General features: G+C 49.2%; 20 protein-coding genes and 6 tRNA genes. 13 read left to right on the top strand and 13 right to left on the bottom strand.

The features are described 5' to 3' along the window. Positions 1-376: 376 nt before the first annotated feature. Both glnA and GTO89_RS16415 read right to left on the bottom strand, forming a co-directional pair. A complete protein-coding gene (gene glnA / locus GTO89_RS16420) occupies positions 377-1705 on the bottom strand; it encodes a type I glutamate--ammonia ligase (protein WP_161263180.1) in 1329 nt (442 codons plus the stop codon). A 173-nt stretch (positions 1706-1878) separates the two neighbouring features. After that, positions 1879-2499, bottom strand: a complete 621-nt coding sequence (locus tag GTO89_RS16415) for an adaptor protein MecA (RefSeq protein WP_161263179.1) — start codon at positions 2497-2499, stop codon at positions 1879-1881. 230 nt (positions 2500-2729) lie between these two features. Here GTO89_RS16415 and GTO89_RS16410 point away from each other — a divergent pair, with 230 nt between their 5' ends. Then, positions 2730-3491: a hypothetical protein gene (locus GTO89_RS16410; protein ID WP_161263178.1), complete on the top strand. Its 762-nt coding sequence runs from the start codon at positions 2730-2732 to the stop codon at positions 3489-3491. A gap of 104 nt (positions 3492-3595) precedes the next feature. Here GTO89_RS16410 and GTO89_RS16405 read toward each other — a convergent pair whose 3' ends face one another. Further along, positions 3596-4540, bottom strand: a complete 945-nt coding sequence (locus tag GTO89_RS16405; RefSeq protein ID WP_328793937.1) for an NAD(P)/FAD-dependent oxidoreductase — start codon at positions 4538-4540, stop codon at positions 3596-3598. 143 nt (positions 4541-4683) lie between these two features. On the opposite strand from GTO89_RS16405, the gene GTO89_RS16400 reads away from it, so the two are divergent. The 4 genes from GTO89_RS16400 to GTO89_RS16385 all read left to right on the top strand — a co-directional run bounded on the left by GTO89_RS16400 (position 4684) and on the right by GTO89_RS16385 (position 5016). Then, positions 4684-4760, top strand: a tRNA-Pro gene (locus GTO89_RS16400). A gap of 17 nt (positions 4761-4777) precedes the next feature. After that, positions 4778-4864: transfer RNA gene (locus GTO89_RS16395), tRNA-Leu, on the top strand. A 1-nt stretch (position 4865) separates the two neighbouring features. Then, a tRNA-Gly gene (locus GTO89_RS16390) sits at positions 4866-4939 on the top strand. A 2-nt stretch (positions 4940-4941) separates the two neighbouring features. Continuing rightward, a tRNA-Arg gene (locus GTO89_RS16385) sits at positions 4942-5016 on the top strand. 211 nt (positions 5017-5227) lie between these two features. On the opposite strand, the gene GTO89_RS16380 is transcribed toward GTO89_RS16385, so the two are convergent. Continuing rightward, positions 5228-5491, bottom strand: a complete 264-nt coding sequence (locus GTO89_RS16380; protein WP_161263176.1) for a hypothetical protein — start codon at positions 5489-5491, stop codon at positions 5228-5230. A 223-nt stretch (positions 5492-5714) separates the two neighbouring features. Here GTO89_RS16380 and GTO89_RS17570 point away from each other — a divergent pair, with 223 nt between their 5' ends. The 6 genes from GTO89_RS17570 to GTO89_RS16350 all read left to right on the top strand — a co-directional run bounded on the left by GTO89_RS17570 (position 5715) and on the right by GTO89_RS16350 (position 10911). Next, the gene (locus GTO89_RS17570) at positions 5715-6101 is read left to right on the top strand and encodes a hypothetical protein (protein ID WP_235920541.1); all 387 of its coding nucleotides are present in this window, start codon (positions 5715-5717) and stop codon (positions 6099-6101) included. Between the two features lie 148 nt (positions 6102-6249). After that, a tRNA-Arg gene (locus GTO89_RS16370) sits at positions 6250-6324 on the top strand. Positions 6325-6334: 10 nt separating this feature from the next. Beyond that, a tRNA-Val gene (locus GTO89_RS16365) sits at positions 6335-6411 on the top strand. 480 nt (positions 6412-6891) lie between these two features. Beyond that, the gene (locus GTO89_RS16360) at positions 6892-8856 is read left to right on the top strand and encodes a methyl-accepting chemotaxis protein (RefSeq protein ID WP_161263175.1); all 1965 of its coding nucleotides are present in this window, start codon (positions 6892-6894) and stop codon (positions 8854-8856) included. 208 nt (positions 8857-9064) lie between these two features. Beyond that, positions 9065-10306, top strand: coding sequence for an MFS transporter (locus GTO89_RS16355; RefSeq protein ID WP_268894715.1), 1242 nt, complete (start codon positions 9065-9067; stop codon positions 10304-10306). 98 nt (positions 10307-10404) lie between these two features. Next, entirely contained in the window at positions 10405-10911 is a 507-nt protein-coding gene (locus tag GTO89_RS16350) for a DUF6803 family protein (RefSeq protein WP_161263173.1), read from the top strand. A gap of 120 nt (positions 10912-11031) precedes the next feature. Here GTO89_RS16350 and GTO89_RS16345 read toward each other — a convergent pair whose 3' ends face one another. The 5 genes from GTO89_RS16345 to makC form a co-directional block, all read right to left on the bottom strand. Continuing rightward, positions 11032-11472, bottom strand: a complete 441-nt coding sequence (locus GTO89_RS16345) for a hypothetical protein (protein ID WP_161263172.1) — start codon at positions 11470-11472, stop codon at positions 11032-11034. Between the two features lie 478 nt (positions 11473-11950). Next, positions 11951-12394, bottom strand: coding sequence for a PH domain-containing protein (locus GTO89_RS16340; protein ID WP_161263171.1), 444 nt, complete (start codon positions 12392-12394; stop codon positions 11951-11953). 284 nt (positions 12395-12678) lie between these two features. Continuing rightward, positions 12679-14916, bottom strand: coding sequence for a sensor histidine kinase (locus tag GTO89_RS16335; RefSeq protein WP_161263170.1), 2238 nt, complete (start codon positions 14914-14916; stop codon positions 12679-12681). Further along, positions 14891-15613, bottom strand: a complete 723-nt coding sequence (locus GTO89_RS16330) for a response regulator transcription factor (RefSeq protein WP_161263169.1) — start codon at positions 15611-15613, stop codon at positions 14891-14893. Before GTO89_RS16330 ends, GTO89_RS16335 begins: the two co-directional genes overlap by 26 nt. 223 nt (positions 15614-15836) lie before the next feature. Beyond that, positions 15837-16256 carry an alpha-pore-forming tripartite toxin MakABE regulator gene (gene makC / locus GTO89_RS16325; RefSeq protein ID WP_161263168.1) on the bottom strand — a complete coding sequence of 140 codons (420 nt, stop codon included), beginning with the start codon at positions 16254-16256 and terminating at the stop codon, positions 15837-15839. An 892-nt stretch (positions 16257-17148) separates the two neighbouring features. Between makC and GTO89_RS17560 the strand changes: the two genes are divergently transcribed. Next, positions 17149-17421 (top strand): hypothetical protein, encoded by a 273-nt coding sequence (locus GTO89_RS17560; RefSeq protein ID WP_235920544.1) that lies wholly within the window; start codon positions 17149-17151, stop codon positions 17419-17421. A gap of 76 nt (positions 17422-17497) precedes the next feature. Here GTO89_RS17560 and GTO89_RS16315 read toward each other — a convergent pair whose 3' ends face one another. The 3 genes from GTO89_RS16315 to GTO89_RS16305 form a co-directional block, all read right to left on the bottom strand. Further along, on the bottom strand, positions 17498-17911 hold the full coding sequence (locus GTO89_RS16315; RefSeq protein WP_161263167.1) for a PH domain-containing protein: 414 nt from the start codon (positions 17909-17911) through the stop codon (positions 17498-17500). A gap of 662 nt (positions 17912-18573) precedes the next feature. Further along, entirely contained in the window at positions 18574-18993 is a 420-nt protein-coding gene (locus GTO89_RS16310) for a hypothetical protein (RefSeq protein ID WP_161263166.1), read from the bottom strand. Between the two features lie 3 nt (positions 18994-18996). Next, positions 18997-19194, bottom strand: coding sequence for a helix-turn-helix transcriptional regulator (locus GTO89_RS16305; protein WP_161263165.1), 198 nt, complete (start codon positions 19192-19194; stop codon positions 18997-18999). A 194-nt stretch (positions 19195-19388) separates the two neighbouring features. On the opposite strand from GTO89_RS16305, the gene GTO89_RS16300 reads away from it, so the two are divergent. Then, positions 19389-19895 (top strand): GNAT family N-acetyltransferase, encoded by a 507-nt coding sequence (locus GTO89_RS16300; protein ID WP_161263164.1) that lies wholly within the window; start codon positions 19389-19391, stop codon positions 19893-19895. 19 nt (positions 19896-19914) lie between these two features. Here GTO89_RS16300 and GTO89_RS17915 read toward each other — a convergent pair. Further along, positions 19915-20118: hypothetical protein (locus tag GTO89_RS17915; protein ID WP_207708938.1), on the bottom strand; the 204-nt coding region annotated here is incomplete at its 5' end.

Below are 20118 nucleotides of genomic sequence, written 5' to 3'. Positions count from 1 at the left end.
TTTTCTCACCTACGCCGCACGCTGATTTCCGGTAGTTTTTACCGCACCGCAGCGGCGACGTTGATTATTATTACACAGCGACAATCAAAATGCAACGAGTATTTTTTTCCAATTCGCATAAAATCAAAAAGGATGTCTTGTCTATCCAAAACGCATTGAATCATTGCAATGATTCATCTTTCTCACTCATCACCGAAAGGGCAGGTTTACGCACGCGTGGCTACACAAGAAGCGTTACAGAAGCACTGAACCGGTAGCAGCTTTGAACGCCTTTGGGCAAAAAGGACGAAAAGCAAGCCGCCCCCTCCTAGAAGGGAACGGCTTGCTTGCGCTTGGTATCGCAAGAAATCCAATCGCCCGAGACGTAACGGGTCGATTAGTACTTGGTGAGGTACTCGTCGACTTCCCAGGGATGGACGGAAATCCGGAAGGAATCCCATTCGCCCCGTTTGGCTTCGACGTAACGCTCGGAGACGTGGGCGCCAAGAGCTTCTTTGATGACTTCGCTCTTTTCGAGTTCGTCAACGGCTTCGGACAGGCTGGCAGGCAGGCTGTCGATGCCCAGTTCGGCGCGACGAGCTGCGTTCATGTGGTAGATGTTTTCATCAACAGGCGCGGGCGGGGCGATTTTGTTTTTGATGCCGTCCAGGCCGGCCTTGAGGCAAACAGCCAGGGCCAGGTAGGGGTTGCAGGAGGGATCGGGGCTGCGCAGTTCGACCCGAGTGGAAGCGCCGCGCTTGGCGGGAATCCGGATCAAGGGGCTGCGGTTGCGGCAGGACCAAGCGACGTAGCAGGGAGCTTCGTAGCCGGGAACGAGACGCTTGTAGGAGTTGACGGTGGGGTTGGTGACAGCGGCGAAGGAACGGACGTTCTTCAGCAGACCGCCAATGTAGTACTTGGCCGTTTCGCTCAGTTGATCCGGGGTGGACGGATCGTAGAACGCGTTTTTGCCGTCCTGGAAGAGGGACATGTTGGTGTGCATGCCAGAGCCGTTGATGCCGAAGATCGGCTTGGGCATGAAGGTGGCATGGAGACCATGGCGCTGGGCGATAGTCCGGACGACAAACTTGAAGGTGACGATTTTGTCAGCCACATCAAGGGCGTCGGAATATTTGAAGTCAATTTCGTGCTGACCGGCGGCCACTTCATGGTGGGACGCTTCGATCTCAAAGCCCATTTGCTCCAGGGTCAGAACCATGTCGCGGCGGGCGTTTTCCCCGAGGTCAACGGGGGTGAGGTCGAAGTAACCGGCTTTATCATGGGTGATGGTGGTGGCTTTGCCTTCGGCGTCGGTCAGGAAAAGGAAGAATTCCAATTCGGGACCAACGTTCATGGTGTAGCCCATTTCAGCGGCTTCAGCCAGAACAGACTTCAGCACGTTCCGGGGGTCGCCGCCAAAGGGGGTGCCATCGGGATTGTAAATGTCACAGATCAGACGGGCAACAGCGCCGTCTTGGGGACGCCAGGGGAAAATCACGAAGGTGTTCGGATCGGGACGGAGATACATGTCCGATTCTTCGATGCGAACAAAACCATCGATAGAGGAACCGTCAAACATCATTTCGCCGTCGAGCGCTTTTTGCAGTTGATCCACGGGGATCGCCACGTTCTTCAAGACGCCGAGGATGTCGGTGAATTGCAGGCGGATAAATTTGACGTCAAATTCGCGAGCCATGCGAAGGACGTCTTCCTTGGTGTAACCCATGTGTCGAAAACCTCCTCACTTAGTATGGGCAAATAAAAAACGCTTTCATACATCTTAACGGAGGTTAAGATGAGAAAGCGTCGTTGCCCAATCGTCACTTCGTTGTGACATTTGCTATTTCGATTTACATTATAAGCAAGAATCGACGACGAAACAAGTGGTTGCTTAAAAAATTATCCTGTTTTTCGATAGCCTTCTTTCTGACCAAACTTTTCAACGATAAAGCGCGGCGCGTCGCCCTTGCGTATGATGTTACCATGTTCCGTGAAAAATAGAGGTGCGTAAGGGCTTTTTTCGCCGTACTCGCTCAACAACGTGCGGGCTGCGCGCTCCTGTGCTCTTTCGATGGGGATGGTCAGATAAAGGGCGCCCTGGTAATGGAGCACATCGCCCTGGCGCAAATCATTGTCGGTCAGGCGCCGGCAGGCGGAAAGCAGGTCCTCAAAACTATGGAATACATAGGCCACTTCCGTGGCCTTGACAGAATCGCCTTCCCTCTCCTCCCTGTTGCCCCCTTCCGGTTCTAGCATCGGACAGGTGGCGACGGCCGGTTTCTGTACGGTCAAGATGACAGCGACCCCTTCTGTCACCAATCCGATGGCTTCCACAGAGACCGCCCCGGAAGGCAGGTGAATCGCACCATTGTCCATGGCTTCACGAAGAGCGCCTGAGAGAAATTGTTGTGCATTGGGGTTGTATTGCCAAAGGTCACGAATATTTATCCCCCGTTGGGACAAACCCTCTGTAGAAACCAGCACTTGAATACGACCATCACCAAGCACATCAATACGCATCGCCGCCCAACCCCCTCAAATTCCATAGCGCAGTTCGTTTATCCAAAAATATTTCTCGTTTAACTAGATATATGCTCGTTTACTCGTCAAAGCATCTTGTCGCTTATTATAAACGATTCTTTGTCTGGGGAAAAGAGTTTTTTCTGAATATTTTTTATGTTCTGATTAAATGCCTCGCCCTCCTTTACCCCTTGTCCAAGCACATGTTCAAGCAGAGAAAGGAAGCCACCATGTCAGACGAAATACGCAAAATCTTCACGACGGAGATCCGGGAAAAAAAAGCGGCGGCCACAGGGATCCACCATAAAAAAGGACGGCGCGGCCTTGTCGGCACGATGATCACGCCTGCCGATCTGGCCGGGAAGGAATACCGTTCTCCTGGAAGCATCGAGGAATACCATCTCGATGATCTGATCTCACGACTGCAATCATCTCCCGTATTAAAAGAAATGATCCTCCGTCGCATGGATGAACAGTACCAGCAGTACCGTCAGGCCATGGAAGAAACGATGAATACGGTGACCACCATTCTCGTCGAAGCGCTGCAGCGATTTGAAGCTGAGGCGGGGGAGTTGCGGCGGCGGGTGCAAACCTTGGAAGAGGGCCAGGCCGGGTCACCCATCCAAACCGAATCCACCGTGCGGTCCACTCCACTCACCTGGGCGCCCGGGAAACGTATCCGCTGGGGGAGCACTCCAGAAGAGATCAAATCGTCCGTATTCTTGCAGTTGCAACGCCTGCAGGACATGGGCAGCCCGATCTGCGTGGAAACGATCAAGAATGAGGTTCCCGGTATGCTTCGCTGGTTATACGGGGAAAAAGCAGTGTTTAACGGATTAAAAGGGTTACAACAGGAGTATCGCCTCTATTACGAGAGCCACAGTCAGGGGAACGCCTTTTCCGGTCGGGACACTCTTCCGCTTGATGTCTCTCTTTTGGATGACGCGACGGCGAGTGCATCACAACTGGCCGATCGATCCCAGCCCAACTGACCCAGCCCTCGCCTGCTCCTTTCGCAAAAAATGGTCGCTTCTTAACAGGACAGCCTCGGCACGAAAAAAATGAAGGTGACGCCGATCTGACGGCGTCACCCTTTCTAATCGCTTACGTCCGGCCCATCCTGAACCGGAAGCCGCTGTCGCTTCGATTCCATGGCGCGGTGGATCGACATGGCGGCTTTTACCCCCTCGCAAATGGCGAAGACGAGCATCTGGGTCGTGTTGATTACATCCCCGACAGCATAGATGTGGGGAATGTTCGTTTCCATAAAGTCATTGACAATGATGTGTCCCCTTTCGTTAACAGCTACACTCAATTCCTCGGCGAGCTTGCTGTTGCCTTTGACACCGTAGGTGGACAGGGCTTTGTCGACCTCTCGGAGTGAACCGCCCTGAAAGGACAGCGCTTTTAGTTTCCCTTTCACTCCTGCCACCCCCTGAAAGCGTTCCACCGGCGTCTCGATCACCTCAATCCGGTATTCCTTGAGAAGTTCGTCGTACTCCGCTCGCCCTTCCAATGGCTGTCCATTGGTAGCGATGAAGACATGATGGGTGTAATCGAGCAGGGCAACGGCGCTGAGGATGGCCCGCTTGGTATGTCCCAGCACCGCCGCCTTCTGACCGATGAACTCAAATCCGTTGCAGTCAAGGCAGTAGTATACAGATCGACCGGCGAATTCGTAACGGTTGGGGATCTCCGGCTGGATGTCCGTCAAACCGGTGGCAAAGACGAGGTACCGGCTTCGGTAATCGGCGCTACTGGTAGTGACGGTAAAATCACCTTCATCTGTCTTTTCAATCCGCCCCACCAGGCTCTTGACGATCTCGGCGCCATACATCTGGGCTTGCTCCCGCCCTAGGCGCAGCAGTTCTTTCCCCGTAATCCCTTGGGGATATCCCAGCAGGTTATGGTATTTGGGGACCCAGGAAGTCCGGCCTTCTCCTCCGTCAAAGACCAGGACCGAATGGTTGTAACGGGCCAGTTGAATCGCCGAGGACAAGCCTGCCGCTCCAGAACCTATGACAATGATATCGAAGCGCACGCATCCGTCACCAGCCCTTCAAGGATTTACAGTGCTTAGCTTTCCCCGCTAAGGACGGAAAATCCGATGGCGATATTTTTCACCGCCTTTTTTCTTGACAAAGAATCGTTATTTGCGCTATAATAAATTTCGTGACAAAATATCGGGGCGTAGCTCAGTTTGGTAGAGCGCTACCTTGGGGTGGTAGAGGCCGCACGTTCAAATCGTGTCGCTCCGACCATTGTCAACATTAACCATGCGGTCGTGGCGGAATTGGCAGACGCGCTAGATTCAGGTTCTAGTGGTCGCAAGGCTGTGGAGGTTCAAGTCCTCTCGACCGCACCACGCGGGTGTAGTTCAATGGTAGAACATCAGCTTCCCAAGCTGAATACGTGGGTTCGATTCCCATCACCCGCTCCATCGCGCCCGTAGCTCAGTGGATAGAGCACTGGTCTCCGGAACCAGGTGCGCAAGTTCGATTCTTGCCGGGCGCACCATATCCCTTCTCCGGGGTTTTACCCTGCCTTTCTCACATCGTGAATCTACTTCATGAAACATTGTACCTAGGCCCTAGCCATCGCGCTGGCGCCTAGGCGATAAAAAAGAGCAAGAGCGCCGTCACGGCGCTCTTTTTCGTGTTATGTTTATTACATCGTTATGATCATCGTTGTTATCCATGAAAAGACAGACCCTTGGTTTCCTTCCCCATCACACAACCGTGCGAAACACACCGGGGTATACTTCCTTCAATTTTCCATCATACATGCCCAAAAAGCGAGGCGATTGACCGATTACGCCTTCCCCAATGGCGCGGATTAATTCGTCCTCCTTGATCCGGACTCGATTTTTCTCGACTTGTCCGGGAATCACGCCATCAATGACCATCTGTTTCAGCGCCTCCGGTTCGACGCCAAAACACCGATGGGCTGTTCCAGGGCTTATGTAATGATCCGGTTCGAATTTGGGTGACATTCCCTTCCCACCTGCCTATATCTTTGTTTGTCGGAGAAATCTCCGGTCTAATGGATTCCTTTTGGAATCTTTTTCTTGTGATTGTCAAATTATCTAAGATATTATGATGACACCCGAGTTTTTCCTGCTTTTTTCGTCAAAAATTTCAATCTGATAGCGGCATAGGTCGGCGCGATCGACCGAATACTAGCCCTGAACAGGTAACGGTCAAGGAGGGAAAACAATGGGGGGCTCTCAAGGCAAAGGGGACCAGCGTCCTCTGCCCGATCGCTTTGTTCCCGAAGATCTCGGTTCAGCGACACGGGTGGCTCTGGACGCTCGTTCCGATCTGTATGGCCACGTGACAGAAGAAGGGGTCCGTCCCCGGGAACTGGGTGTTCAGGAAACGAGTGATTTTTCTAGTCGAGGTGCGCCCTGGGGAACGCGAGAGAGTTTGGTTGATAAAACCCATGAAATGGGGGTCGACTTCGATAAATTCATCGCCGGCGTCGCCGCCGACAAATCAGACACGGAGATGGCCCAGGAACTCGGCGTCAGCGAAAAGGCAATCCAACACTTCAAGAATCATTTTTTCCGCTACGGCATCAACGATGTGCAGGGACAGGATTGACAAACCGGCGTCAGGGCAAAGGCAAAGTTCTCCCGTCGATCATTCGATTAAAAGAAACTTTGCCTTTCCCCTTTGGATATCCTTTTCGGAAAAAATTGCTGTTGACGCAGCACGATCTATTTGGTATATTACTACTTGTCGCTAACAGGCGCCCGTAGCTCAGTGGATAGAGCACTGGTCTCCGGAACCAGGTGCGCAAGTTCGATTCTTGCCGGGCGCACCATTTTCATACCGGGCGATTAGCTCAGATGGTTAGAGCGCTTGCTTGACATGCAAGAGGTCAGCGGTTCGATTCCGTTATCGCCCACCATAGGTAGTGAGAGAGAGTTTTGAGCCATTGGTTCAAAACTCTTTTTATTCTTCTGTTTCGATAAGCCCACCGTGCGCATCAAAAACGAAACGCTCACTGGATCGTTTCCTCCCATTTTTCACCACAAGGGGTGTGTAAAATGAAAAAGAGATTTAGGGGCTATTTTACCGTCTTCCTGCTCGCCTGTCACCAGGCCCGTAAAGGAACGGCCTTTCGGAACAAACGTCCCGTCTCCCCTGGTTCGGGATGCGCCTACTAAGCAGATCTACCCTTAAACACCCCAATCTGGGGTGTTTCTCTTTATGCCCCCTTGACGAAGCAACCAATCGACCCGTAATATTAAAGTAAATAATGGTATATCTCCTTTCACTTTCTCAAAGGAGAGAACAAGTGTATTCTATATGCTTGTTCTTTTTTTGTCCATTTTGGGCCAAGGAATTAATTTCTCTTTCTGCTAACACCATAAAGGAGGTAGTCACCATGTCGCTCCGCCTAAAACTCATCGCCGGGTTCGTCCTCTTCTCCCTGCTGCCGCTGCTGCTTCTTGGGTATACCTCCTATTCCACCGTCAGCACATCGCTGGAGCAGGAGATCCGCCAGCGGCAAAGCCAATGGGCCAACAGCATGCTCCAAGACCTGAATAAATCCATTGAAGAACGACGGAACCTGCTCAAACAACTCTCTAGCCTGCCAAAAATCAAGAGCATGAGTCTCAGTGAACAAAAACCGCTCCTGGAATCCTTCGGCAGCGTTTTTCCGGACATGGACGCCATCGCGGTCATCGACATGACCGGCATGCAGACTGCCCGTTCGAACAGCGCCGCTAATGTCAATGTGGCCGACCGCGATTACACCCGAGCGATATTAAAGGAAGGAAAACTCTTTGCCGTCGGCGTGCCCACCATCAGTAAAGTGACGGGCAAGCCGATCCTCTCCATCGCCGTGCCCATCACCGAGGGGGGCCAACTGGTGGGCGCCCTGGCCGGTTACCTGCGCGTCGATGATGTGATCCGTTCCTTTATCACGCGGACCCAGGAGTTCGACTCCTCGGCGGACAAAAAAATCATCATCGTCGATAGCCAGCAAAAGCTGCTCTACCATCCTGACAATTCGAAAACCACGGAGACCGCCCCCTATCCCCTGCCTGCCGCCGGCGCCGACGGCACGGCCGATTACAGCGACAGCGGTGTCCGCTACGTAGCCACCCTGATGCATTCGGATTTTACAAACCTGACCATCCTGATCCGTGATGATGAAGCGACGCTCTTTGCCCCCATTTACAAGTTGACCTATCTCCTGCTCGGCCTCTCCGCCGGCATGATCGCCCTCTCCCTTGTTGCCTCAACCCTCTTTGGCCGGCGCATCGCCGCACCGCTGGAGGCGATGGGCGCCCAAGCGCGCAAATTGGCATCGGGCGATCTGACGGTTCATTTAAACGACATCAACTACAGCGAACCGGAGATCCGGCAATTGGTCGATGCCTTCCAAGAGATGTCTCACGGTCTGCAACAATTGATCGGTGAAATTCAGCAGTCCTCCCGTCTGGTCAATACCGAATCGGTCAGTTTAAACGGCACTTGCCAACAGTCGGCCAAGGCGGCCGACCACCTGGCCCGCAGCAACGAAGCGGTCGCAAACACCCTGCTCGAACAGACGCGCCACCTCTCCCAGACAGTGGAACAGATGGAACAGTTGTCAATACTCTCCCAGGATATCGTCACCGAAGGCAAAACCGCTTCACAAGAAGGCTTTCAACTGACCCGGCTGTCTGAGACGATCTCAACCTCCCTGCAAGAGGCTCAGACGCTATCCGAGACGACAGCCGAGACGATGCGCCAAGGCGCCGAGACAACAAGTCAACTCCATGAAAAGAGCACCGGTATTGAGGAAATCATCCAGGCGATCACGGATATCACTGACCAGACCAACCTGCTTGCCTTGAACGCCGCCATTGAAGCGGCTCGCGCCGGCGAACATGGACTCGGCTTCGGCGTCGTCGCCGATGAGATCCGCAAGTTGGCCGAACAATCCCGCCAGGCAGCGCAACGGATTCAAACCATCATCACCGAGATCCGCACCGACATCGACGCCACCGTCTCTGCGATCAACGAAGGCCACCGGTTAGCCGACGCCGAGCACCAGAAGTCTCAGGAAAACGCTGCCCGCCTGCGCGAAATGGTAGAACTGCTGAAGGGGCAGTTGCGGCGCTTCGACAGCGTCATCGAACGGGCCGATTCCCAAGTGGCCATGGCGGTGACCGCCTCCACATCGTTGCAACTCCTATATGAGAAGGCGACAGAAGCCGCGTCATCAACCCAGGCGGTGACCGCCATCGCTCAGGAGGTGGCCGCGTCTTCAGAAGAGGTGGCGGCTTCGGCGGACAAGCTGATGGAAGTGGCGCAGTCGTCGCAGACCGTGGTGGAGAGATTTCGGTTAAACGGGTAAGCCGACACTGGTGAAAACAGGGAAAGCAGACCAATTGTTTCATTTGGCCTGCTTTCCTTGTTTATAGGACACAAAAGTGATTTGGTGATTTGATTTTATCTGCACCGGCGTTATAATTTCAGGGTAATAGAACACAGGTATTTTCTAAATAGTCAAACATTTTCCATCCTCATCTGACCGAAACGTAACTGCAGAAAGAAGGGCCCCTATGGCAGCCGCTGAATGGAAACGAAATCTTGGAATCCTGTGGACCGCTCAATTCATCGGCATGAGCGCGATCACCGGCGTTATTTCTTTTTTGCCCCTGTTTGTCAGCCATCTTGGTGTCACCGATACGGCCGAAGCGGCCATGTGGTCTGGAATCCTGATTGGCGCCGCTGCCTTCTGCGCCGCCCTGTCCAATCCCTTCTGGGGCGCCATCGCCGATCGCAAGGGACGAAAACCGATGGTCGAAAAAACGTTACTTCTGTTTGGCCTCTTCATCATCACCATGTCCCTTGTTACGAATGTCTATCAAATGTTGACATTGCGGATGCTCCAAGGTCTATGCGGCGGTTTTTCGGCTTCCGTTACCGCCCTGGCTGTGAGTATGGCCCCCAAAGAGAAAATTCCCTCTACTGTGGGATTATTGCAAACATCGCTTATCGTCGGCGGCGCAACCGGCCCTATGATCGGCGGCGTGATCGCCGATCACTTTGGCTACCGGCAGCCCTTTCTTGTTTTTGGCGGACTTTGTATCCTCTCCTTTATTGTCATTCACTTTTCCGTAAAGGAAACGTTTTCCCCTTCTACAAAAGCAAAGGCGTCTTCTTTGAAAGAGACCTTCCACGATGTCTGGTCTTTAACGGATTTGAAACTGATGCTGCTTGTCCTGTTTTTGACGCAGTTTGCGATCAATTGCATCGGACCCATTTTGCCGCTCTACATCCAGCAAATGGGGGCAAGTCAAGAGAACCTTGCAAGTATTTCCGGCATCATCATCGCTATCGCCGGCCTAACCAGCGCCATTGCTTCGGCAAGCATGGGCATGCTGAGCCGGCGCTTTTCTCCGAAACAAATCCTTGTCGTCTCCTCCTTGCTCGGTGGGATCTCCTTTTTTGGACAGTTGGTCGCTCATGATCTGATTACGCTCGCGGTATTGCGGGCCATCAACGGGTTGTGTATCGGCGCGATGATCCCCACTTCGAACACCATCGTCACCTATCTTATCCCCGAGTCCAAACAAGGCGCCGCCTTTGGCATCACGAGCGGCGCCTCTTTAATGGGCAATCTCTTAGGTCCCTTATCGGCCGGCATACTGTCGATGGTGTTTGGCCTATCGTCCATCTTTTGGTCAACAGCGTTGCTCTTTTTCTTCGTCTCGTTGCTGTTATTTATGCGTCAAGAAGCCAGGCCGGATACCGGTCTTGAAGGTAACAGGTTTCCGTCTGCGGCGCCTGTGAAGCAGTAAAGGGCTTCTCATTCGCCTCATTGCACATACCCCTGCTTCATAACTTATTCACAAGTATTTGTTATGCTCCTTTTAGTAAAGGAAAGGAGCGTAACGGCATGGCAATGACGCATTATATGGAACTGCTGGCAGTCAATCAACCGTGGAACCTGATCCTGTTCATGGCGATCCCGGTTATCCTCGCCGAAACGGTTGCGATTACAGAGTTGTTTATCCTCTTCAACCGTCAAGGCGGCAACATGCTTCGGTTGATCAACAAAACGGCAGGCATCGTTGGCGGCGTCTACTTCCTCGGTGTATTCCTCTATCTCCTCCAATCGGCCGTCATTCCCCTTACCCTCAGCGGACAGTGGCGAGGTCCGGCCGATGTGATCGCCGTCGGCTTCTATTTGGCCGGTGTCATCCCCCTTGTGGGAATGGCGTTGCTCGACTTGAACATCATCGGCAAACAACGAGACGAGAATGGGAAACTGAAGCTGCACGCCACCTTTGTCGCTATTTTCCTCGTCGTCGCCCATGTGGCCATGATCTTTGGCATGCTAGACCCCAACTTGCTGATGGGCGCACCGTCCTCACAAGCGATGCCGCAACATTCCATGCATTAATCGACGCACTGCGGGATTCGGCTCGTTTGGCGATTCTCGATTCTCTCCGATGCGAAACTACGAAAAACACACATGAAACAGCGCGCAAGCCAGGGATTTACATCCTTGGCTTTTCTTATTTCAAAGCTCTTCATTCACGTTGATATTTCTATACTCGCCGTTGGTCATATACCTTATGTTTACAACACCTTGAATAACGACGCCGTACCCATCTTTTTTACGAGCAGTTAACGAATAGCTCTTCACCTCAAAATCCCAGGGATACATGCTGTTGTTTTCTCCTGTAAACGCTTTTAAGTCAACATCGACAATACGATCGAAAAACCGTCTGACAAAACAACAGACTTGGATGGTTCCTTTATCCGGCTCATCAGAGTTCACCGGAACTATCGCATACAGAATTCCTCGATTGTAATCGCCCAACGCAAAGGCTGACGTTGTCGAAAAAAAGGCGCTCAGCGACACGATAGTAACGATTATACCTTTTGCCAATCGATTGATCACAGCAATTCCCCCCTGCGTTTCGCCATATGATGAAAAACGATCTGTAAAAGGCTGCAAATAAGGGCCCCCAACCATCCGATCGCCGGGGCAAACTCAAATAGATTTTTTCCGGTCATAGCGAAGAGCATGAAGGCAAGAATAAGTCTCCCCATTAAGACCGAAGCCCTCTTAAAACTCATATTCGCTCCACCCCGATCTTGACATCGCTCGTATATCTTAACCAGAGGGAACGCTTACGCTCATTCCACTAAGTTCCCATAAAGAACACAGAAAACGCATAGTTTTTCATTGAAATCTCCTAATAAAAAGAAATGCTGTTACTACTGTGATAATGAGAGACATGAATACTGAGACGAAGGCCATTGATTTTGTATCTATATTGGCAGAATGAATATTTTTCAGGGAGCTGAATAGGATCTGCAAACCGATTCCTAAGAGCAATAGTAAATCCACAGGTATGTGAGTCAAGTAAGATAACTGTACATTATCAACCGACAGAATCCACCCAACAATTAAAACAAAGAACAACCATCTGTTATACGCTTTCATTGTCGATCGCCTCGATCTCTGACGTAACACCTTCTATCTTTAACCGAGGGCATCGCTGTTTCAACTCATGCAAAAAAACACTGTCCCTTTCCGGAGAAATAAAGACATGATCCATCCGATCACCATAGACGATCTCAAGCTTATCCAGGGAGAGCGCAGGTCCAGGTTGCAAGCCAAAGGCTTTTCTCACTCTACGCATTTCGCCGTAGGGGATCGTCCTTTTTATTGGTCCTAGTTGGATAAACAATGCCTTCTCCTGTAGCGTATATCCCGTGGTGAAATAGATCAAAAATAAAAACGCCGCCAAAATGATCGCATACATTATTGCTACTGAATTATGCTGGATCAACACGCCGTAGGTAATTCCTCCAGCGTACACGAAAAAAGCCATAAAAAAATGCGAGAAGTCTTTTTTTGCGCGAAAATACAATGATAGCCCCCTCCTTCGGCTTTTTCTTTTTTGCTTTTTCTTGCATCTGTTTGTTAAATATTTCTACAAATATATGAAATTCCTCCTTGGTTACTCAGACAACTTATGCCGTTGCCGGACATGCCAATCTCGTTCCTTTGCTGTTTGACATTTACTATATAAAATCATCCAGTCGCCAACAAAAGAGAACGCGGTCCAAGACCGCGCATCCTGGACCGCATGGGAGATTGTGTCTTAACGCTAACTTATCCATCTGGTTCCACTCACGACATCAGTTCACTATATCAGTTCACTCCATCGTTGACTCCCGGCGCATCGACATCTGACGAAGCTTTATTTAATGTGATCAACACCTTAAACAGGTCTCCATCGACGATCACTTTTAATAGGCCGCCGCAAGCAGTTACATTGCTTTGTGCAATGGCGAGCCCAAGCCCGCTGCCTTCGGTGGTTCTCGCCTGATCACCCCGAACAAAGCGCTCCAGAATTTCATCTTCACTGAAAGTCATCTCGTAATTGGCGATGTTTTTGCATTCCACGTAGGCATGATTTTCATCAGCCGATACGGTAAGGTAGACCCTCGTCTTGACCAGTGCGTATTTCAATATATTCTGGAGCAAATTCTCCAGCACCCGGGAAAGCCGTTTTCCGTCGGCCAGGACAAGGGCCTGGCCCTCCGGGGCGTTCACTTTGAATTCGAGATCTGACGCTTCCATTTGTTCTTCGAACTCGGCCAGGGTTTGGTTGAGCAAGACCGCCAAATCAATGCGTTCCATTTCCATGGTGATGTTGCCGCTTTGTATCCGGGAGATTTCAAACAAGTCCTGGGTCATCTGTTTTAACCGTTCACTCTTCTTCTTGATGACTGCCACATATTCGTTGGCGACCTCTGGAATCAGCGTTTCCTGAGAAAGCAAATCGGCGTAGTTGATAATCGAAGTGAGCGGTGTCTTCAGATCGTGCGAAACGTTGGTCACCAGTTCAGACTTCATTTTTTCCGCTTTGATCTCTTTGTCCAAGGCGCGCTTTAGCCCATCGGCCAGGGTATTGACGTCTTTCGCTAACGAAGCAAAAAAGCTGTGCTCGTTGATCACGATTGCATGATCCAGTTGTCCCCCTTTAATGATTTGGACACCGTCCATGATCGCTTGTAGCGGCTTTATGGCGGAAATGGTGTAATACAGGACGAACACCGTCAACGCGCTAAGAATCAAGAAAAAGAAGAGGAACCCTAGCCTTGAACCGGCGGTAACCATCGAAGCGGACAAAACGAATACGGAGACCACCAGAAGCACGATGGCTGCGGAGATTTTGATCATGATGGGACCTGACGTCAAAACGATCCTAAGCATGGTCCAGATATTAGAGACCACCTGATAGGTCAAGCTCTCTTTGACGAAACTCCTGTTTTTCAAGCGCCGCACCAGCGATAACAGCAACCATAACCCCAGACTGCAGCTGATCATGCTAAACAGCATGGATGACAGGAATTCCGATCGCCGGAAGTCCAAATAGAGCAGCGGCGCAGCCAAAACGTTGCTTTGAATCAGTTGGAACATCAGAGCCGCCCATGTGAAGACCACGGCAAAGATACCGAAAAGAGCGATATCCGTGTACAGCCGGTCAATGAGTTGAACCTGTATCGCTTCCCCATCCTTCCCTCTACCTGTTCCCCAGATTAGGTAGAGGAGACCTAGACTGATCAGCAAAACAGATCCTGAGATGACCTTGATGCCGTACTGCAAAAGGGCATACTGTCGAAACCATTCTTCCTGTTTTTGATCCAGGTACTCATCTTTGACAGCCAAATAAATCGTGTTATTTGGCGAGTAGTCGGAGGGTGAACCGTAAATATCAGCATTGTTTTTCTTTGTCGGGTAGATCATTGATCCACTTTTGTCCACTACATCGTAGGCTTGAAATCCGGTAAAGTAGTTACGATCCCTTTGCGCTGTATTGCTATAGGTAACAACACCGTTGGTGGCAAAGTAATCGAGACCCGGTTGATTCCTCACTCGCTGTAAAAGGGAACGATACTCCCGGAGCTCATCGTCAATCATTTCTTGATGAAGGTCGGCCAGTTTCCCGGCCATTTCCTGTTCAAATTTAATTTTGAGCGCCTGAGATTTTTGCGGCTTCCTATCCACTGTTGGAACGCTCGACTCTTCGTCCCTCGGAGGGTCGGCGAGCCCCGTCAACCGTACCGTCTCCGCATACCATTCGTCAAAGATTTGCTGCTTTCGAATCTCAAATTCCTTTTTATTGATGCTATTGCCGGCTTTTATATTGTCTTCATTTCCGTACGTAAGCAACTGATTCAGATCCGCCAAAAACTGCTGCTGGTAGCGCGATAATTCGCTTGAATTGACATACTCCTGTTCGGATAAGACTTCCAGGCTGTCCACGTTTTTCACAAGGTTAGCGAACATGGTTGCGGCGATGCCAAAACTGACCACCACCATCAAAAAGACGAAGGCCTTTCCAAGGGGGAAAAGGCTAGTTTTTTTCAATCCGGTATCCAACACCCCACACCACCTTCAAATACTTCGGTTCCTTCGGATTGATCTCGATTTTCTCTCGAATTCTGCGTACATGGACGGCGATGGTGTTGTCATTGACAAAGCCTTCTTCGTTCCACACCCGGCGGTAGATCTCTTCCGCAGAGAAAACCCGGTTGGGATGCCTGCATAAAAGCTCCAATATGCCGTATTCCAACGGCGTTACCTTGACGAATTCTCCGTCCACCGTTACACTCTTGCACTCAGGGTCCACCTGCAGTCCGCCGATGACGATTTTCGAGGCAGCATGATTCTGGTCCATATTCCCCAGGGTCGTGTAGCGCCGCAATTGCGACTTGACTCGCGCCAACAATTCCAAGGGATTGAAGGGTTTGGTGACATAGTCGTCCGCCCCCACGGTGAGGCCGTGGATTTTATCTATGTCCTCCGATTTGGCCGACACGATAATGATGGGAATGTTTTTCTCTTCCCGAATCTTCAATGTCGCTTTGATGCCGTCCAACTTCGGCATCATAATGTCCATAAGCAACAGGTGAACCGGCTGAGTGTTGATGATCTCCAATGCTTGCAGTCCGTCATAGGCCCTCAAGACATCATAGCCTTCTTGACGGAGGTAGATGGACAAGCTTTCCACGATATCTTGATCATCATCCACCACCAAAACGCTGTACGAGTCGATGACCGTCACCGCCTTTAACATGTTTGCTCTTCACTTACCTGACCTTGTTATCGCTGTTTGACGTCGCTGTGTTGGCTGTTCTCTCTGTTATGAATTATAAAAGGTAATTCTGAAGAAAGATCACATAGATTTCTTACGGGTTTCTGACATTTCTTGATGGCGGCCCAAACCAATGGTCCCTTTTCCCCAAAAAGAGAGAAGGCCGGACTTGGCGGTTTCGCCAGATCCGGCCTTCTCTCTGGGATTACCCTCTTACATTGATGTACGGGTCAAAATTCAAGGTTTTGGTTCCGTTAAAAATTAGTTCAATCGAGTATTGGTAACGTCTCAACGCTCCCCTAGATTGGACAATCCCTTGCCAGAACGTATCTTGAACCGTTCCAAGCTTTTTGGGTACACAGACTTGCATGTTTACCATTTCACCAGTAAACCTGTTAATCTGTACATCGTTTCCGGGATTTATCGACATTACACGCCAGTTGATCGTTTGAGTATCATAGCAGTTTGTGACGAGTTCAGGCTGTCCTTGTTGATAGGAGCCAAAGAATTTATTGGTATCAACTAAGTAGACGTTATTATGTAGGTCATTCGAGGTTAACGCCCCTTGCGTGTCTACGATTACTAATACATCAATGGATTTCATGATTCTTTCCATAACTTCCATTGGTTTATTCACTCTCCTAACTTTTTTAGGTATTGCGAAAAACTGGCTAAAATCCGACATTTCTATAATGTTAAGCTTCATCATTTAAGTATGTATTATTTTGCCTCTCCGAATACCCTCTGCCCCCCTCGCCCCATATTTTGTTTTTACAATTATATCCTATGATTGCTCTTCGATTTTGTCAAGTACTTAAAATATTTTTTTCAATACTCCTCCATCGCAACCTCCACTCCCACCCACGCCGAGAGGAAAACCACATTTCCATCCAGCTTGGCAGCAGAGTTCCACTTCACGGCGGCGACGCTCCACCGAAACTCTCGACCACACATCGAACAAACCAAAAAAGACTTCGCTTAGCCAGCGCTAGCGCCTGTTTTTAAAGAACTATGATTTTGGCAACGTAAAAGCGGGCCACAGTGATCACGAAAAAAGTGATCCTCTACTTCGTTTTTGGGTTGCATAATTGTTTTATTTTGGTTGCTGCTCGCTTGTCATTGCCAAAGATCTGTGCCCATTCGGCAGACGATAGGCACAAATCAAATTGCTGGCATATATTGCTGGCAAATGCGTTGGCAGGGGGACGATAAAAGTGCCATACCGTCTTACTCAGAGAGTTCCATTGAACTGTCCACCAGCGTTTCTGGGTCGTTATACCGTTCTTCCGGGAGACACCTTTTTTGCGATTGCCCAAATGTTCCGAGTACGAATCGAAGCGCTTGCCGTAAACAACCCGCATATCGCCGACCCTAATCGATTATTTCCAGGCGATGTCCTCTGTGTTCCCGGATTCATCGCGTACCCAAGCTGCACGCTGCTGCGGCCCCGGGGGCGTGTGCCCTTCGGAACCGGTGGAGTCGCCTTTGTGAATTTTGGTCCCAGAGGAGGTCAGGCGGTGAGCTTTTTGGCCACCTTGCCGCAGCCGGCCGTTTTTGGCAATTATGACAAGTATAGCGGTGAAATCTTCATACCTGGTATCGGCGGTTTTGGAAACCAACTATTCGCCACACCGGAGGTCCCACCGACATGGTCTTCCCGAGTCGAACTCCCTACCGTGGCGTCAATTATGCCAAACTCCAGCGTGGCTATCCGACCTTTCAATTCAGTAACCGGTGCGTCGGGTGAAGCCATCTTGGAAGGGTTTATTCCGGGCGGAAGCTGTCAATAGGGTAAACGTTCGGGGATACTCATCTACCAAGGCTTTGATTACCAGGATGAAGGAAATCGCCTTGTGCTTCCCGTAATCACTTAACCGGCCAACCTGCAATCTGAGGGCATCGCTTTTTCAACTCTCGCAAAAAGTCTTCTTCCATATTAGGAGAAATTAGAACGTAATCTTCGTGGTTTCCATAAACGATTTCTAAGCGTTCCTCAGAAAGTGCGTATCCAAACGATATGACATCGCGGACTTTTTTTATTCTTGATATTTCTCTGTAATCAATTGTTTTTCTAAAGGGGCCGGACTTTACCGTTAATGCAGTATCTTTTAAGTAATAACCGGTACTAAAAACACGCCAGAAGTAAACTAACGCCATGATAATTCCAATTATAGTCGTAATCGGATTATGTTCCAACACCCCTTCAACTAACAATACAAGCACAATCCCGGAAATACTATAGAACGACCAAGAGTAGTCATGCTTTGAATTATAATACACACACATACCTCCGCTATTTTCCCCCACGCCCTCCAGAGCAACCAATTATTAGTAATCAAACGCGTTAATGAGAAACCTCAACCATGGGAGTATAACAACAATGATCGCCACGCCTATCAACTGGATAACTCGTTTGTACATTGTAGGGAGTGGAACGTTCAGCGTTGAAACAATTGCCAAAATAGCCATTAGACACGCAATCACAAAGACAAATATATAAAACATATAGAAAAAGCTTATGAATTGGAATCGAGTGGTCGCTATGTTGAGTATTATCAGTAGTATTGAGCCGATAATGAGACCATAGGATTTATGATACGTCAGCATATCAGACACCACCTTTACTCACATATCTGTTTTTTTACAGTCGATACACATCGGCAATTTCACAGTATGATGTCAATCCCCCAATTCGATACGATTAATTTATGAGGCAATTACTTGATGTAAAAATATCCCTCACGGTGTAAAATTACACCCAGGATTTTGTTTTGTCAATCCTTTTAAATGATGGTTGGCTTACTCCCACTAAAGAATTTGGCTTCGATAGTCCATAACAGGCGTCCTTTTCGGCTTAGGCCATCTGATGTGTTTGGAGCCTGTAAAAATAAAAAAGACTGCCGACAACGAATTTTGCGACAGCCTGATCCATAGTATTTGTATTAATACTTATGACTAAAGTGATGGGCAAAGCCAAGATTTATCGCTATTTTAGCGAGAGAGAGACAAGCAAGCGAAATTGAAATTTCTTTGAATCCCAAGAGGCCTGCCAGAATAACACATACAGATTCAATAAAAATAGTCACTGTATACGTAGCTGAGTTTGTTTTCATTCGTATAAATTGCGCACGCTCCTCATTTTTTGCGATTTCTACTTTAGTCGCTTTTTGAGGATCCTTCAGCAACTTTACACATGAGATGATACCAAACAGTCCGGAGATAATAAAACCGCCTGCAATTCCCGATGTTATACTTTCCCTATAACTGTCAGGAAATTGCCCCAAAAGCATGAACATCAAAGCGATAAGGCCCACTAACGTATGACAGATAAAATAGATGAGAGTTTTCTTAGCATGATTCATTTTTCATTCCTCCTCAAAAATAAAAACTTGTTCTATGGAGAGTTCAAAGATTTTCGCTATTTTATATGCGAGAAAAATCGACGGATTATATCGCCCGTTTTCAAGAGAAATTATTGTTTGGCGGCTCACATTGCAAATATTCGCCAGTTCTTCTTGAGTCAGTTGTTTCGCTTTACGGAGCTCCTGTATGCGATTTTCCAAAGAACACCCTCCTGTGGTAAAGTCCGCTTTACATAGACAGTATAGTCCCCCTACCTTTTTTAGTCAAGTAAGCTTTACATTTTCCTGACCATCAAGCTCTTTCTTCAAGGCGCGACAGCATTGACACCTGCACCAGTATTTATCGTTTGTATACCATTATGTTACAATCAAACCAAAGGAGGTTGGTAAAATAAATGACATTTCTAATAAGACAGGCATTGCCAACAGAAGGCAATCTATTAACAGACATTTCCTTTTTATCTAAGCAATACTGGAATTATCCTAAGGAATACTTCGAGGTATGGAAAAACGAATTGACGATTACCGCAGATTACATTACCGAGAATACCGTCTTTGTCGCAGAGGTCGATGGGAAAGTCGTTGGCTACGAGTCAGTCGTTGAAGTTAAAGAAGACTTCCGGGCAGGAAATGTTGTGGTAAAAAAAGGATTTTGGTTAGAACACATTTTCATTTTGCCAGATTATATAGGAAAAGGGATTGGGTCAAAGCTGATCACTTTTATTAAAGAGCTTTGTAGGGAAAAGAGGATTCCTTGTTTATACATATTTGCCGATCCATATGCGAAGGGGTTTTATGACAAAATCGGGGCTCAATATATGGGGGAGTCGCCTTCAAGTATCGCAGGGCGTACTGTATCATTGTTCACGCTTTGGGTCGTTCCGCAACATTCCGATATTTGAGACTCATGTGAACGGTAAACTAAAAGGGACGAATTTTGGCCATTAAAAATGGAGGAAAACCGTCCCTTGCCTTGGATGTCTGGTAGGCCTGGCTGGAACGCACCGCCAACGCCAACAGCCACGGCATAACAAAAAAAGTACCCGCCGAAGTGTACGCGATGGAGCGCGAGCACTTGCGGCCGGTACCCAAGAAAAATAGCAATGTCATTGTAACAAGAACCGT

It is taken from the genome of Heliomicrobium gestii (assembly GCF_009877435.1).
Classification (GTDB): Bacteria; Bacillota; Desulfitobacteriia; order Heliobacteriales; family Heliobacteriaceae; genus Heliomicrobium; species Heliomicrobium gestii.
Note: the sequence above shows the minus strand (reverse complement) of the source record. Positions and strands in the feature narration are given on the sequence as shown.